Below are 14527 nucleotides of genomic sequence, written 5' to 3'. Positions count from 1 at the left end.
AATAAGCCTGTAAGTGCTTAATTCTTGTGCATGTTTTCGGCTATCTTCAGGAAGTTCCTGACGATTCCCATTCCTTCTTCGGTAAGAATGGACTCGGGGTGGAACTGCACGCCGTAGACGGGGTATTCTTTGTGTTCCACAGCCATGATTATGTCATCGTCTGTTCTCGCGGTGACCTTGAGGTCCTCTGCCAGTTCCTGGATGGCAAGGGAGTGGTATCTTCCTCCCTTGAACCTGTCAGTGATACCATCGAATAGTGGTGATGCGTCATGACTTATGTCAGATGTCTTTCCGTGGATGGGGCCGCCCTTTGCATGTCCTATCTTTCCGCCGAACGCGGTGTTAATTGCCTGGTGTCCAAGACATACTCCAAGAACAGGTACATGTGGTCCGAATTCCCTTATCACGTCAAGACAGGAACCTATGTCCTCTGCCTTGTGAGGTGTACCGGGTCCAGGGGACACAACAATAGCGTCAGGCCCGATCTCCTTTATCTCTTCAAGGGAGATGGTGTTGGGGACGACCATGGTATCAGGCTCGTATATTGACACGTAGTCCACAAGGTTCCAGACAAAGGAGTCCTTGTTGTTGATGAACAATACTTTCATTGTTTGCCTCCTATGGCCTTTATCATAGCAGCCATCTTCCTTTCGGTCTCGTTGTATTCGTATGTCGGGTCAGAGTCAGCCACGATGCCTGCTCCTGCCTGCACGTAGGCTGTATTGTTCTTGATAAGTACTGTCCTGATGACAATGGCAAAGTCAGCATCACCATTCCATGAATAGTATCCTACTCCTCCGCCGTATATTCCTCTGGATTCCGGCTCGAGGTCATCAATGATCTCCATTGCCCTTATCTTCGGAGCACCGGAAAGTGTCCCGGCAGGGAATATTGCACGTGTGGCATCGAACTGGTCGCACTCGTTCCTGAGTTCCCCACTCACGGTACTTTCGATGTGCTGGAGGTGGGAGTATTTCACCACGCTCATGAGGTCATCTACCTTGACGGTTCCGCCTTTTGAGACCATCCTTACGTCATTACGTCCGAGGTCCACTAGCATGACATGCTCTGCACGTTCCTTCTCATCACCAAGCATCTCCTCTGCAAGTACTTTGTCCTCTTCATCGTCCTTTCCACGGGGGCAGGTTCCTGCAATAGGGTTTGTGATGACCTTCCTGTCAAAGACCGTCATAAGTGTCTCTGGACTTGCACCCACGATACCCACGTCTTTGAAGTTGAAGATGTACATGTAAGGGCTTGGATTGATGTTCCTGAGCCTGATGTAGAGTTGCAGTGGCGTCTGCTTCATCTTTACGGTGTATCTGCGGGCAGGGACCACCTGGAAGATATCACCATCGATGATGTGTTGCTTTGCTACCTTCACGGCTTCTTCATAGGCATCCTGGTCCATGTTGGCAACAGGTTCCTCTGAATCTGTCACAGGGATGTCCTCACTTATGCTTATGACCGAGGCCATCTGGAGTGACCTTTCCATGAGCTGTGCCTCTGAGACCGCATGTTCATAGACATCGTTCAGGTCGCTTGCCTCTGTGACGAATGGTGTGATAACTATGTATGTCTCATTTGTGATGTGATCGAAGACAAATGTCTTCGACATGATCGCGAAGTGCATGTCAGGTGTATCTGCATCGGGCTTCTTGTCCCGGTCCAGCCAGGCATCATAGACCAGATCGTAACTGTTGTAGCCGATGGCACCACCGAGGAATGTCTGTCTGTCAAAACGTGTCTGGTTGAGAAGGCTGGTGTCGGTGCTGGTGGGGTATATCTTCCTGAAGGCTGCAAGTGCATCGTCGCCTTCACTTACCTTCACTCTGAACTTTCCGCCGATGAGTGATTCCACATCACCCATGTCTTTGAGCTTGTTGTAGATGTGCTTTGTAAGCTCTGAGTTCATCTGGCATTCGATGGTCAGGTACCTGTCTTTGATAGAAACCACCATCTCAGGTTCGTAGCCTACGAATGAATACCTTGCATGTCTCTTTTCCTTCTCTACGGATTCAAGCAGATATGAATGTCCTGCGTTCTGCAGGGTCGCATATAGTTGCAGCGGGCTGCAAATGCTATCCACTTTCGTCATGAGCTGCACTATGGCAGGCTTCTGTGAATTGTCAATGAGGGTTGTGAACTCCTCTTTATTAAGATCGAAATCAACCATTGATACACCTTGCCTCTTCTATGAACCTGCATACCTTTGCAGGGTCTTTCTTTCCATCTGTCTCTACACCTGAGGCAGTGTCCACGGCAAATGGCCTTACCTCATTTACGGCATCCCTTACATTCTCAGGCTTCAGTCCGCCTGCCAGCATCACCGGAACGTCCGTGTTCTCGACCACCTGTCTGCTTATTGACCAGTCGTGCACCAGTCCGGTGCCGCCACTTGCTCCGGCTTTACCGGAATCGAGCAATATGCCGTCTATCAGGTCATTGTCGAAAAGCGAATCTATCTCTCTCATCATATCAGCAGGTAGCTCTTTGCTCTCTACAGGTATGGCAAATGTCCTGATGATCTTCTGGTGTGTGCCATTACGTATTATCTCTATCTCATCTGCGCTAAGTTCTTTGTGGAGCTGAACCACGTCAGGTCTTACCTTATCTACGAGGTCCAGTGCTTCCTGTCCGCTTTCCGGCATGATGACAAGCACTGAGTCCACAAAGACCGGTACTTTCCTGACAAGTTCCGCAGCTGTCCGGGCATCCAGTTTCCTTGGTGTGTTCACCGGGACCTCTGTGATGAGTCCCACAGCATCGGCTCCGCAGCTTACTGCCAGTTCGATGTCCTCAGCAGTCCTCATTCCGCATATCTTGACTCTAGGCAGATGTTTCATCTATGACCTCTTTCAAATTATCGTCATCACTGAACTCTATCAGCTTCTGAAGCGCCTTTCCGCTGTCAAGGACTTCCTCTATCATTGGTATCGCCTCTTTGACGGAAGCGGCTTTGCCTGCAACATAAAGTGCTGCGGCAGAGTTCATTACGATTATGTCCCTTTTCGGTCCTTTCACGCCTTTCAGTATGCGTATGATGTCCTTCGCATTCTCTTCTGGTGTGCCGCCTGCGATATCATCTATTGTTGCCCTGTTGATGCCCAGTTCTTCCGGGGTGAGTGTATAGGTTGTTATCTCGCCATCTTTGAGTTCGGCAACATATGTCTCTGAGATGCTGGATATCTCATCCATGCCGTCACCGTGGACGACCATTGCTCTTTCAACTCCCAGTTTCTTCATTACCTGGGCGAAGGGCTCGCAGAGTTTCTTATCAAAGACTCCAACAAGCTGGACCTTTGCGTTCGCAGGATTTGTGAGTGGTCCGAGGATGTTGAAAACAGTCCTTACTCCCATTTCCTGCCTGATGGGTCCGACCCTTTTCATGGCAGGGTGGAATATCGGCGCAAACATGAAGCCAATTCCGTTCTTTTCAATGGATTCGGTCACCTCTTCAGGTGATTTGTCCACTTTTATCCCGAGCTCTCTCAGGACATCGGCACTACCGGAAAGTGAGGTTATGGAACGGTTGCCGTGCTTTGCAACTGCAACGCCTGCTGCGGCAGTTACTATTGCAGAGGTGGTCGAGATGTTGATGGTATTATGACTGTCACCGCCGGTTCCCACAACGTCCACCAGTGCACCTTCGACTTTTGGAGCGATGGTGTTCGCAGCCTTTTTCATACCAATGGCAAAGCCTGCTATCTCATCTGCAGTCTCGCCTTTAAGTTTCAGTCCGATAAGGAGCCCGCCGATCTGTGCGTCAGTGGCCTCTGTGAATATCTTTGTGATAGCATCCTCTGCTTCAGTGATTGTGAGGTCCTGCTTTTCACTTACTTTCCTGATGTAGTCCTTCATGGTAGCACCTTTTAACGCAACAATGTATATAGTTGTACAATACTGATTAAAAGATGGTTGATGGTATTTAAGGGTTATGGCTTTTAAATCTTCTAACACAAAAGCGGGCTGAAATGATCCAATGGTTAAAACAGTAAAAAAGATGGAAAGAATAACAGGGTCCTGTGAAAAAAGAACCGATCAGATGGTATTGTATCTTCCCTGCCCTATCCTTTACAGTTCATCCTGCCTTTCTCTGTCAACCTGTAAGACCGTACATTCCCTGTCTTGCTGGTAAGCTGTGGTCCTGCACATAATTTTGAACAACCGGGGCAGCTTCCGCTGCATCCTGCCGTACTTTCTTCAATGCACTCGATATCTCCTTTGTTAACCATGATGTTCAGGATGTCCCTGAACTCATCATGTCTGAGGTTAAGCCTGTCAGCTATTGTCCTGATGGTGAGATTCTCTTTTGAATCCATCATCGTTGCTATTCTTTTCAGGAAAAACCGATATCCTACGACCATTATGCTCCCTCCCTGAATACAAGCACCTCGTTCAGTGAGAACCTGTCCCTCCAGTAGAGGATGCCTGCAAGTGAAATGATCCCCAGGTATATTCCTGGTCTGAAGGTTTCCATTACGCTCCATCCTTCATAGTCATCAGGAACTATGAATGAATCCAGCAGGTTCCCTCCCATTATCAACAGGTAGACCATCATAAAGACCAGGGACATCAGGATGCCCACATAAACGAAGGATACGCCTGCATTTATTCCCTGTAGCATTTCCCTTGATCCGTAAAGGAAAACTCCTCCTATGACTACAAGACAGAATCCACCAAGGATGTCTCCCGGAATGAATAAAATGCCCGAAAGTCCAGTGTCGATACCAAGTCCTTCTATAATATGTATCAGTCCAAAGAATGCGTAGAGCACACCGGCAAGTGTTGCAAATGCTATTTCCTTGTTCCCATAATTACGTTTCATCTTGATCATTCTCCATCTATGTTTTTAGAGTTCAGGCAAGCACTCCTATTCTGCTTCCTATCTGGTACACTGCGAATGCGAATGTCCATGCAAGTGTTGTGCCGTAAGCTAACTGGAAAAGGGTCCATTTCCATGACCCGGTCTCTCTCTTGATAACACCTATGCAGGCGAAACATGGTGCGTACAGAAGGGTGAATACCATAAGTCCCAGTCCTGCCAGAGGGCTCATTGCTCCTGCGGCAAGTATGTCTGAAAGGGTATCTTCATTATCTCCTGCTCCGTAGAGCACGCCCATGGAACCCACAACGATCTCCTTGGCAACGACACCGAACAACAGTGCCACTGCGATCCTCCAGTCAAATCCGAGAGGTGCTACAAGTGGTTCTATTATCTGTCCGATGACACCGATCACGGAGTCTGTGGTTCCATATACCTCTTCCGAAGCAAAGGTGCCTCCGCTTCCCGGGGCTGGGATAGATGCAAGGAGCCATACTCCTACAACTCCGATGAGGATGATCGTTCCTGCTTTCTTAAGGTAGATCTTCCCTCTTTCCCACATGTGAATGAAACTGCCTTTGAGTGTGGGTATCTTGTATGATGGCAGTTCCATGATGAACGGCGCATCCTCTCCTCTAAGGATAGTGCTGCGCATGAGCTTCGCACTTGTGATGGCCACCAGTATGCCCAGTGCGTAAAGACTGAAGATCACAACACCTGCATCACGTCCGAAGAACGCACCGGCCAGCAGCACGTAGACAGGTAGCCTGGCTCCACATGACATGAATGGTGTGATAAGTATGGTTATGAGCCTGTCACGGGTGTCCTCGATGGTACGTGTTGCCATGATGGCAGGTACGTTACATCCGAATCCCATGACAAGTGGAATGAACGACTTGCCGTGCAGCCCTATCTTGCTCATGATCTTGTCCATAATGAACGCGGCCCTTGCCATGTAACCACTGTCTTCCATCAGTGACAGCATGAAGAAGAGCAACAGGATGTTAGGGAGGAATATGAGCACAGATCCGACACCTGCTATCATACCTTCTCCTACAAGGGAGGACAGCCATGGTATTGTAATGGCGTTTGTTGCTGCTTCTGCAAGCCATCCGAAGAATATGTCAATGATATTCATGAACGGGGTGGCAAATGTGAATGTTATCTCAAAGGCTGCCCACATCAGGGACAGGAATATCGGGATACCAAGTAATTTGTTCGTCACCACCCGGTCCACCATGTCCGACCCGCTTAGATGTTCGGTGTTGATATCACAGACCTGTCTGAGCATCGTCTGTATGGTCTTGTATCTCTGGTCTGCGATCTTAGCCTCGAAACTATCGGCATCCAGCTCATTTAGTATCTTTTCTATCCGGGGATAGCTCTCGCTCTCTTTTGCTTTCTTGAGTATGTTCTCGTCACCCTCAAGCAATTTCATGCTGAACCATCGTGAAGGGTAATGTACGAAATATGGGTCGTTGTTCAGGACATTCTCAAGTTCTTCTCCTCTGGTCTCGATATCGCTCTCGTAGGTGAATATATTCTCAGTTACCCTGGTCTTGTGCAGTTCATCTGCAACAGCATCCAGAAGACCTTCAATACCGTTCCCCTTGCTTCCAATGGTGGATATTACCGGAACTTCCAGGAACTCCTGCATCTTCTCAGAATCTATGCTGTCACCTTTTGCAAGTGCAAGGTCGGTCATGTTGAGCGCGATTATGAGCTTGACCCCAAGTTCCATTAACTGGGTCGTGAGGTACATGTTCCTTTCAAGGTTTGTCGCGTCAATTACCTGTACCACTATGTCCGGTTTTTCTTCGATTATGAAGTCACGGGCTATGATCTCATCAAGGGAATAAGCTGTCAGGCTGTAGGTTCCCGGCAGGTCCACAATTTCCATTTCAATGTCATTGTGGACTCTCTTTCCTATCTTCCTCTCCACTGTAACACCGGGCCAGTTGCCCACATGTTGTTTGGAACCTGTGATCGCATTGAAGATCGAGGTCTTTCCAACATTTGGGTTTCCTGTCAGGGCCACAGTTATTTTTTCTGTCATTCTGCCACCATCCTGTTGTGTTGTCCTTTCATTCCACTACTTCGACCAGGACGGTCTCAGCTTCTCTTTTCCTCAGGGAGAGGTTGTATCCTTTAAGCTTGAACTCCACCGGGTCGCCAAGAGGTGCCCTTCGGATGACATCAACTCGTGTTCCGGGAGTTAATCCCATGTCAAGGATCCTTTTCCTTGAGGATTTCTGACCTGTTACTTTCAGAACCTTGACAGATAGTTCAGGTTCAATGAGGTCCAGTGTTTTTTCATTCATGATATTGCCTTTTGTTCGTTTAATTTTTGTAGGTATGCCTAACATGTTTAAACAAGTATATATTAATTTTGATTGGCTTACTATGCTAGCTAAGTTTAAATAAAGTTGAAATGGCAATAACATGTATCTTCTGTGATGCTTTCATCAAATTCAGAACCAGGAAATGACTGATCAAAATGTCTGATCCACAGAAAATATCAATGACCTGCGGTCAGGTCATGCAGAATGAGAAAAAAAGAAAAAGAGAGAAGAATGGATCTACTGGTTCTCGATGAGCTCGTAGATCTTGTCCATATCCAGACAGCTCTCTACGATCTCTGCAAGCTCTTCGTATGCCTCATCTTCAGTTGTAACGACCTCAGGATGATACTCCACACCTTTCTTCTCAGCAAGGTATATCATCAGTGCGTGACGGATGTTCTGGTTATCGAAAAGTCCGTGCAGGTATGTTCCTACAATGGTTCCGCTCTTGTCAATGCTGCCATCATCTCCAAAGACTGTCCTTGGTGTCAGTGTCGTTCCCATGTGGATCTCGTAACCATATATCTCATCTCCCTTGATGTTCTTGAAGATCGGTCCGTCGGCAACTATTTCTTTTTTGACCTGGACAGTTCTCTTCTTGTATTCTCCAAAGGATGTTTCGATATCAAGCAGATCAAGTCCTTCATAATCTGCCTCAACACCATTCTCTACACCGGAGTCGTGGATGACCTTTCCAAGCATCTGGTACCCTCCGCAGATACCAAAGATAACTGCTTTGTCTTTGAGCTTCTTTATCTGCGCATCCATGCCACTTGTCTGAAGGTCCAGCAGGTCACTGACGGTGTTCTTTGTTCCCGGGATTATGACACAATCAGGGGTTCCAAGCTCATCATCAAGGTCTACATACCTGACCTTTGCTATCCTCTCAAGAGGTTCGAAGTCCGTGAAGTTGGATATCCTTGGCAGGCGGATGACCGCAATATCTATGTCATTGATATCCTCATCCTCTTTCTTGCCTTTCTTCTTTCTGATAGCCATGGAATCCTCAGAGGGTATCTTGATCTTGTAATAGGGTAGTACTCCAAGGACGGGCACGCCTGTAAGGTCCTCGAGCTGTTTGAGCCCGGGTTCTAGTATGGCAGGGTCGCCTCTGAACTTATTGATGACAAAAGCTTTGAGATTCTTACCTACATCTTCAGGAAGCAGTTCTTTTGTTCCGTAAAGACTTGCAAATACTCCGCCTGATTCGATATCTCCTACCAGTATAATAGGTGCCTGTGTTATACGTGCAGTTCCTACGTTCACAATGTCGCGGTCGTAGAGGTTGATCTCAGCGGCGCCTCCTGCGCCTTCCATGACGATGAGGTCATATTCGGATTCCAGTCTCTCAAGTGCACCGCGAAGTACGCCATGCATCTCTTCTATGGAATCGTAATAATTGCCTGCTGTCTTGTCAGCATATGGTTCCCCAAGTACGATGACCTGTGATGTTCTGTCCCCTTTTGGTTTAAGGAGGACAGGATTCATATCAGCGGTGGGCTCCACTCCTGCTGCCTTGGCCTGTATCGCCTGTGCGATACCTATCTCTTTTCCATCTTTTGTTATCCACGAGTTCAGGCTCATGTTCTGGGCCTTAAATGGTGCAACCTTGTATTTTCTGGAAAGTATCCTGCACAGGCCAGTGACCATTATACTTTTGCCGACATCTGATGCAGTACCAAGTACCAGTAACTTCTTTGCATTTTTTTTGTTTTCCATTGCAACCGCCCTTTAATTATTTTTAATGTCTTATACAATTTCGTGACTATGCAACAGTTTTATGAAGGGCAACTTATATCTACTTAACTCCAGTTTATCTTAGTTAGGTGGAACATGACTGAACTTTTGCATGTAAGTGGCGGCCCGACAAAACCTGAGATCATTGCAGTATCCCTATCTAAACTTGATTTAGCTGATGGATGCAGATTCTTTGACATAGGTTGTGGCACGGGAGCCGTATCAATTGAAGCTTCAAAAATGGTGCGTGATATTAGCATATGCGCCATGGATGCAAGGGAAGAGGCGATCGATGTAACGAAGAAAAATTTCGAAGCATTTAAGATTAGCAATGCCCAAGTGTTTTCCGGTGAATCATCCGAGATCCTTGAAAAACAGGAAGTTGGTTCTATCGACTGTGCATTTATCGGAGGCACAAAAAACATTTCCCGTGTACTTGAAGTACTTGCTGAGAAAAAGGCGAAGAGTATTGTATTGAATGCGGTCAGGATCGAAACTGTCGTAAATGTAATAAATAAGATGAAAGAACTTGACTTATTCGATGAGGTACTGCACGTGATAGTTTCGCGAGGTGCACCGATTACCGGTGAAACAATGTTCAAACCTGAGAATCCTATCTATATTGTAGTTGGAAGATCAGGCAAAAATTAATCTTTAATGGTGATAAAAAAATGCTTGTTGGAGTTGGACTTGGCCCGGGAGATCCGGAGCTTCTTACGTTGAAAGCTGTTGAAAGCCTGAAAAATGCATATAAAGTATACGTTCCCGGTCGCATGGCAGCTGATCTGGTGGCACCTTATGCAGAAGCAGAGATTCTTGAGTTCCCAATGTTGACGGATTATGAGGTTCTCAATGCTGTCTGGAAGAAGAATGCTGACATGCTTGCTGAGGAATCAAAGGATAACCTTGTTGTCTTTGGTCTTATCGGTGATCCTAACTTCTTCTCAACATTCACTCACTTAAAACGTGTGATGAAGAAGTTCTATCCGGATGTTGAGACTGCAACAATTCCTGGTATCAGTTCGATCACATCATTTGCTGCCCAGACAGGAGCAGAGGTCGACTCATCTTTTGAGGTGAGTGACGGATCTGACAGCAAGTACAGGATCAGGTTGAAGGCAAGCAAACCAGTTGAGATAATAGAATCCTATGAAAAGGAAGGTTTCAACAAATTCACTTTCTGCGAACGCCTTTTCAGTGACAGGGAAGTCATAATCACAGAAAGGGAGAACATCCCTGAGAAAGGTAACTACTTCAGTATAATCTTCGCTGAGAAGGAAGAATGATACAGGGTGGATCAAATGACAGATAAAAAAGTATATTTCGTAGGTTCCGGTCCCGGAAATGCAAAATACATCACTGTAATGGGTAAAGAACTTCTTGAAGGTGCAGACCTTGTAATATATGCAGGTTCCCTTGTAAACCCGGAAGTTGTCAATTACTGTAAAGGTGAGAAGATAGACAGTTACGGACTTACCCTTGCTGAGACCACCAAGCTCATAGTCGATAATCTTGAAGCAGGTAAGAAGGTAGTAAGGTTACACAGCGGTGATCCTTCACTCTACGGCTCCATCGTTGAGCAGTTCGAGGAACTGAAGAAGTTCGATGTAGAGGTTGAGGTAATACCTGGTGTATCCTCTGTATTTGCAACAGCTGCTGCATTACAGACCCAGCTTACACTTAACGAGGTTTCAGAAACCCTTATTATTACACGTCCTGCAGGTAAGACACTTGATGAGGACAAGATCACAGAGCTTTCCAGACACGGTGCCACAATGGCTGTTTTCCTGGGAACCCAGAAGATCGAGCAGATCATGGAGAAGGTGGAATATCCTGATGACACTCCTGTGGCAGTTGTCTTCCATGCATCATGGCCTGACCAGAAGATCATTAAGGGTACTGTTGCAGACATTGCCGGAAAGGTCAAGGAAGCAGGCATCAAGCGCTCCGCAATGATCCTTATTGGCGGGGTTGTAGAACCTGTGGAATATGGTAACTTCGGGAGGTCTTACTTATACGGAGTGGCACAAGAACCGCTATCATAACCTTTGAGAGAAATCTTGAGGTTGCAGAGCGCCTGGCAGGACATCTGAATGCTGATGTCCTGATGTATGACAAGACCATCTTCAAAAAGGCATTCGAGGAGTACGATGCTATTGTGGCTGTATTTGCCACCGGCATCGTTGTGCGAGAGATCGCACCTCTCATCGAGGACAAGTGGAAGGACCCTGCGGTCATAGTGGTTGATTCCAATATGAATTTCGCAATTCCTCTGCTTGGCGGCCACCACGGTGGTAATGAGGTTGTCAGGAAGATCGCTGAGATCGGTCCGGTACCTGTGGTCACAACAGCCACTGAGGTCCATAATCGTAACTCTGTTGAAGGCATTGCCAAGTCATTGGGATGTGATATTGTTAACAAGCCTTCCACAGTGCAGGTGAACTGTGCTCTGCTTGATGAGGATGTGGAGGTCCTCGAGATCAAAGGTCCCAGGATAGTTATTGTCGGGGACGATGTTTCGGTCTTAAAAAGAGATGAAGTAAAGGCTGAGGACAAATGATCATAGGTATGGGGGCCCGAAGGGGTATTGACGGTCAGGAAGCCATCGATGCGATAAACAGTGCGCTTGCAGAGGCAGGCAGAAGTATCGATGATGTGGAAGGACTGGCATCAGCAAAACTTAAAGAGAACGAGACAGGTCTGCATGAGGCAGCCAGGTTCTTCGGGCTCACTATTACGTTCATAGATCACGACGAATTGAATAACTATGATGCGCCGTCGGCTTCGCAGGCTAAACGCTTCGGGCTTAAGGGTGTGGCAGAACCTGCCGCACTGGCGTTGTCGAAAAAAAAGGAATTGATACTAAGGAAGAAGGCATATGGAAGGGTCACAATCGCAATCGCAGAGTAAAGGAAAACTTTACATTATTGGTATAGGTCCTGGTTCAGTTGAACAGTTGACAGTGAAGGCAAGGGATGTAATACTCACCTCTGATTACATTGTCGGTAACGGTACCTATCTTGACCAGATGGCAAGCCTGCTGGACAAACAGGAGATCGTCCGCAGTGCCATGGGTAAGGAAGTCGACCGCTCACGCAAGGCAGTGGAGCTTGCACAGGACAATGTTGTTTCCATGATAAGCGGTGGAGACGCTAACGTCTATGGTATGGCAGGTCTTGTCCTTGAGGTTGCAGAGCATGCAGGTCTTGACGTTGAGGTAGAGGTTCTGCCCGGTGTGACCGCTATCACGGCATCTGCAAGTGTACTTGGTGCACCTATTGTCAATGACATGTGTACCGTAAGTCTCAGTGACCTTCTGACCCCATGGGAAGTTATCGAGAAAAGGCTGGAAGCAGCAGCATCAGCAGACTTTGTTATGTCACTGTACAATCCTAAGAGCCGCCAGCGCAAGTCCAACTTCTCAAGGGCTATCGAGATCATCAGGAAATACAAGGATGATTCCGTTCCAGTGGGTCTTGTGAAGAATGCCCTGAGGGATACTGACCAGGATTACATCGTCACGACTCTCGGTGAGGTCATGGATCACAATGACTGGGTTGACATGAGCACAACCATCCTTATCACAACCAATGATTCCCGTGTATGGGATTCTCCACACGGCAAGAGGATAATCACACCCAGGGGGTATCACCGGAAGTATGACTACTGAAGCCAATAAGACAGACACAAGTATCGAAGAACTTGTGGAAATGACAACTGAGATCGATTCTGAGCTTGTTGAGATTTGTAATGATCTCGGTTCACAGACCGCTGAGGCCAAGGCCATCTACATGACCAGCCGTAACATCGCCCGCAAACTAGTAGGCGATGAAACGCTTGAGGATAAGGTAAGGCAGCGCTGTGTAACCTCAACAGGCGACCCTGCGGTAGCAGACATCATGCGTTTTGTCAACGATCCTATCAAGGCAGGCGTGGCAGCTATCAAAGCAGGTGCACCTATCCTTGTTGATATCAACATGGTCAAGTCAGGTGTCACCAAGAGAGGTCACAACTGTGAGGTCATCTGTGTACTCGATAAGGATGAGGATGCAGAATTTGCCAAAAAGCACGGTATCACAAGGACAGCAGCAGGTTTCCTGAAATGCAAGGACATCCTTGAAGGCTCCATAGTAGCTATCGGCAATGCACCTTCCGCAGCATTCGCAGTATGCAGGATGATCGAGCACGGCATAAAACCGGCAATCGTCATAGGAACTCCTGTTGGATTCGTCAATGCCGCAGAATCAAAGGAAGTTGTCAGGGGAGCAGATGTTCCTTCCATCACATGTGTGGGAACACGTGGCGGAACACCAATGGCAGTAGCCTGTGTCAATGAACTTGTTGCAATAGCAAATGACGATGAATGTGTGATTGACTGAACGCGTATCATATTGAACGTGTTCTATTTCTCTATTTTTTCCAATTATTTAGTTTGTATCTGAATTATTCTAGAATACTGATACCAAGACTTTAATAGGTATTAATTCAATTGTGAATTAATGAACAAAGTTCCTGTCAAAGAAACCAATCTCATATGAGATTAAGGTTAGAATAAGAAAACGTTTTCCCCAAAGAGCAGTATTGTAGAGGAGAACTATATTGAGATTATAGAGTAATTTTATTTATTTGTGATACAATGGATTTGCTAGAATTAATCAAAGAAAAATGTGATTCATTCTCAGACACTGAGATAATTGAAAGTCACCGTAATGTGATTACTCACATAGAAGTAGCAGAGCAGCATTTTCACAAAGGCAAAATGGGGGATGAGTACCTATTTACAGACGTCATTTATAGGTGTAATCAAGCATTTGAAGGTTCAATAAAAGAAGCCTATAAAGTTTTCACGGGAAGAAGTACTGAAAATAGAAGTGTTAATTCTATAGAGCAATATTTTGAAGAAGAAGGGATATTGAGAAACCGGGTGCTATCGCTTTTTACAAACTACCGACAACAATGGAGAAACGAATCCACACATAATTATAATCTAAATTTTACTAGTCAAGAAGCATTTCTGGCTTTAGTAAACATATGTGCCTTTTTCAATATTCTTCTTGATGAAATGCTAATAAAGAAAGCATATAATAAACAAAAAGAAGACTTTTCAATAAGTAATGAAGCATTATCCATCTTTTTTGAGGAAACAACTCTAATTGGTGAGATCACTCAAATACTGCTTGAATTCTCTAAAAATATACATTCAGTAGAACATATAAACCGACCATATATGGAAATGGAATTAATTGGTTCACTTTCTGCTTATGTAAGTCTAGTTGATAAGAGCCTTGAAGCAACTTCAGAATATAAAATTATTGATGACAATTTCATAGGTATGCCCGATATTTTTATTCAGAAAAATAACGATAGCCTATTAATTGAAATGAAAAGAATAGGGAAGAGGCATATATCATTTTATAAAGAAGGGGCAAAAATGCAATTGTTGAGGTATATGCTTGCTTCCGGGATAAATGCAGGAATTGTATACATACCTCCGATAAAACCAAGTGATAAAATGGTTGTAAACGAAGTTGAAGGTCTGGATTCAAACTTAAAAATTATAGAAATATATCCTGAATAGCTTTATTATTTCTAGCAAAATTGCACCCATGTGAATTTTAGCTTA

The 14527-nt window shown here is 45.8% G+C and carries 17 protein-coding genes; 8 read left to right on the top strand and 9 right to left on the bottom strand.

Annotated features, from left to right (window positions below; genetic code table 11):
- Positions 1-17 precede the first annotated feature (17 nt).
- From V7O63_RS01435 to V7O63_RS01395, 9 genes are all read right to left on the bottom strand, one after another.
- Positions 18-608: an aminodeoxychorismate/anthranilate synthase component II gene (locus V7O63_RS01435; RefSeq protein WP_340819488.1), complete on the bottom strand. Its 591-nt coding sequence runs from the start codon at positions 606-608 to the stop codon at positions 18-20.
- Positions 605-2176, bottom strand: coding sequence for an anthranilate synthase component I (trpE, locus tag V7O63_RS01430; protein ID WP_340819486.1), 1572 nt, complete (start codon positions 2174-2176; stop codon positions 605-607). The genes V7O63_RS01435 and trpE overlap by 4 nt, the downstream gene beginning before the upstream one ends.
- On the bottom strand, positions 2169-2846 hold the full coding sequence (locus tag V7O63_RS01425; protein ID WP_340819484.1) for a phosphoribosylanthranilate isomerase: 678 nt from the start codon (positions 2844-2846) through the stop codon (positions 2169-2171). Before V7O63_RS01425 ends, trpE begins: the two co-directional genes overlap by 8 nt.
- Entirely contained in the window at positions 2830-3861 is a 1032-nt protein-coding gene (gene trpD, locus V7O63_RS01420) for an anthranilate phosphoribosyltransferase (RefSeq protein WP_340819482.1), read from the bottom strand. The genes V7O63_RS01425 and trpD overlap by 17 nt, the downstream gene beginning before the upstream one ends.
- A 206-nt stretch (positions 3862-4067) precedes the next feature.
- A complete protein-coding gene (locus tag V7O63_RS01415) occupies positions 4068-4367 on the bottom strand; it encodes a FeoC-like transcriptional regulator (RefSeq protein WP_340819481.1) in 300 nt (99 codons plus the stop codon).
- Positions 4367-4828: a hypothetical protein gene (locus V7O63_RS01410; RefSeq protein WP_340819479.1), complete on the bottom strand. Its 462-nt coding sequence runs from the start codon at positions 4826-4828 to the stop codon at positions 4367-4369. The genes V7O63_RS01415 and V7O63_RS01410 overlap by 1 nt, the downstream gene beginning before the upstream one ends.
- A 31-nt stretch (positions 4829-4859) precedes the next feature.
- Complete coding sequence (gene feoB, locus V7O63_RS01405) at positions 4860-6881, bottom strand: ferrous iron transport protein B (protein ID WP_340819477.1); 2022 nt, start codon at positions 6879-6881, stop codon at positions 4860-4862.
- A 28-nt stretch (positions 6882-6909) separates the two neighbouring features.
- Positions 6910-7146, bottom strand: coding sequence for a ferrous iron transport protein A (locus tag V7O63_RS01400; RefSeq protein WP_091934895.1), 237 nt, complete (start codon positions 7144-7146; stop codon positions 6910-6912).
- 258 nt (positions 7147-7404) lie between these two features.
- Positions 7405-8886, bottom strand: a complete 1482-nt coding sequence (locus V7O63_RS01395; protein ID WP_340819474.1) for a cobyric acid synthase — start codon at positions 8884-8886, stop codon at positions 7405-7407.
- A 114-nt stretch (positions 8887-9000) separates the two neighbouring features.
- Here V7O63_RS01395 and cbiT point away from each other — a divergent pair, with 114 nt between their 5' ends.
- The 8 genes from cbiT to V7O63_RS01355 all read left to right on the top strand — a co-directional run bounded on the left by cbiT (position 9001) and on the right by V7O63_RS01355 (position 14482).
- Positions 9001-9555: a precorrin-6Y C5,15-methyltransferase (decarboxylating) subunit CbiT gene (gene cbiT / locus V7O63_RS01390; RefSeq protein ID WP_340819472.1), complete on the top strand. Its 555-nt coding sequence runs from the start codon at positions 9001-9003 to the stop codon at positions 9553-9555.
- A gap of 20 nt (positions 9556-9575) precedes the next feature.
- Positions 9576-10190, top strand: a complete 615-nt coding sequence (locus V7O63_RS01385; protein ID WP_340819469.1) for a cobalt-factor II C(20)-methyltransferase — start codon at positions 9576-9578, stop codon at positions 10188-10190.
- 15 nt (positions 10191-10205) lie between these two features.
- Positions 10206-10949, top strand: a complete 744-nt coding sequence (gene cobM / locus V7O63_RS01380; protein ID WP_340819467.1) for a precorrin-4 C(11)-methyltransferase — start codon at positions 10206-10208, stop codon at positions 10947-10949.
- Positions 10950-11011: 62 nt separating this feature from the next.
- Complete coding sequence (locus tag V7O63_RS01375) at positions 11012-11464, top strand: cobalamin biosynthesis protein CbiG (protein ID WP_340819465.1); 453 nt, start codon at positions 11012-11014, stop codon at positions 11462-11464.
- Positions 11461-11814, top strand: coding sequence for a cobalamin biosynthesis protein (locus V7O63_RS01370; RefSeq protein ID WP_340819463.1), 354 nt, complete (start codon positions 11461-11463; stop codon positions 11812-11814). The genes V7O63_RS01375 and V7O63_RS01370 overlap by 4 nt, the downstream gene beginning before the upstream one ends.
- Positions 11783-12574, top strand: coding sequence for a precorrin-3B C(17)-methyltransferase (cobJ, locus tag V7O63_RS01365; RefSeq protein ID WP_340819461.1), 792 nt, complete (start codon positions 11783-11785; stop codon positions 12572-12574). The genes V7O63_RS01370 and cobJ overlap by 32 nt, the downstream gene beginning before the upstream one ends.
- Entirely contained in the window at positions 12564-13283 is a 720-nt protein-coding gene (locus V7O63_RS01360; RefSeq protein ID WP_340819459.1) for a precorrin-8X methylmutase, read from the top strand. Before cobJ ends, V7O63_RS01360 begins: the two co-directional genes overlap by 11 nt.
- 257 nt (positions 13284-13540) lie before the next feature.
- On the top strand, positions 13541-14482 hold the full coding sequence (locus V7O63_RS01355) for a hypothetical protein (RefSeq protein WP_340819458.1): 942 nt from the start codon (positions 13541-13543) through the stop codon (positions 14480-14482).
- Positions 14483-14527 lie beyond the last annotated feature (45 nt).

Origin of the sequence: Methanolobus sp. WCC4 (genome assembly GCF_038022665.1) — an archaeon.
In the GTDB taxonomy this organism is placed as follows: Archaea; Halobacteriota; Methanosarcinia; order Methanosarcinales; family Methanosarcinaceae; genus Methanolobus.
This window is presented reverse-complemented; position numbering and strand designations above follow the sequence as displayed.

What these genes read in the sequence shown, in the direction of transcription:
- V7O63_RS01415 (WP_340819481.1), bottom strand. Translation starts at nt 4,367, where the DNA reads ATGGTCGTAGGATATCGGTTTTTCCTGAAAAGAATAGCAACGATGATG.
- V7O63_RS01395 (WP_340819474.1), bottom strand. Translation starts at nt 8,886, where the DNA reads ATGGAAAACAAAAAAAATGCAAAGAAGTTACTGGTACTTGGTACTGCA.
- V7O63_RS01355 (WP_340819458.1), top strand. Translation starts at nt 13,541, where the DNA reads ATGGATTTGCTAGAATTAATCAAAGAAAAATGTGATTCATTCTCAGAC.
- cobJ (WP_340819461.1), top strand. Translation starts at nt 11,783, where the DNA reads ATGGAAGGGTCACAATCGCAATCGCAGAGTAAAGGAAAACTTTACATT.
- cobM (WP_340819467.1), top strand. Translation starts at nt 10,206, where the DNA reads ATGACAGATAAAAAAGTATATTTCGTAGGTTCCGGTCCCGGAAATGCA.
- cbiT (WP_340819472.1), top strand. Translation starts at nt 9,001, where the DNA reads ATGACTGAACTTTTGCATGTAAGTGGCGGCCCGACAAAACCTGAGATC.
- trpD (WP_340819482.1), bottom strand. Translation starts at nt 3,861, where the DNA reads ATGAAGGACTACATCAGGAAAGTAAGTGAAAAGCAGGACCTCACAATC.
- V7O63_RS01400 (WP_091934895.1), bottom strand. Translation starts at nt 7,146, where the DNA reads ATGAATGAAAAAACACTGGACCTCATTGAACCTGAACTATCTGTCAAG.
- V7O63_RS01370 (WP_340819463.1), top strand. Translation starts at nt 11,461, where the DNA reads ATGATCATAGGTATGGGGGCCCGAAGGGGTATTGACGGTCAGGAAGCC.
- V7O63_RS01435 (WP_340819488.1), bottom strand. Translation starts at nt 608, where the DNA reads ATGAAAGTATTGTTCATCAACAACAAGGACTCCTTTGTCTGGAACCTT.
- trpE (WP_340819486.1), bottom strand. Translation starts at nt 2,176, where the DNA reads ATGGTTGATTTCGATCTTAATAAAGAGGAGTTCACAACCCTCATTGAC.
- V7O63_RS01360 (WP_340819459.1), top strand. Translation starts at nt 12,564, where the DNA reads ATGACTACTGAAGCCAATAAGACAGACACAAGTATCGAAGAACTTGTG.
- V7O63_RS01375 (WP_340819465.1), top strand. Translation starts at nt 11,012, where the DNA reads ATGTATGACAAGACCATCTTCAAAAAGGCATTCGAGGAGTACGATGCT.
- V7O63_RS01385 (WP_340819469.1), top strand. Translation starts at nt 9,576, where the DNA reads ATGCTTGTTGGAGTTGGACTTGGCCCGGGAGATCCGGAGCTTCTTACG.
- V7O63_RS01425 (WP_340819484.1), bottom strand. Translation starts at nt 2,846, where the DNA reads ATGAAACATCTGCCTAGAGTCAAGATATGCGGAATGAGGACTGCTGAG.
- V7O63_RS01410 (WP_340819479.1), bottom strand. Translation starts at nt 4,828, where the DNA reads ATGAAACGTAATTATGGGAACAAGGAAATAGCATTTGCAACACTTGCC.
- feoB (WP_340819477.1), bottom strand. Translation starts at nt 6,881, where the DNA reads ATGACAGAAAAAATAACTGTGGCCCTGACAGGAAACCCAAATGTTGGA.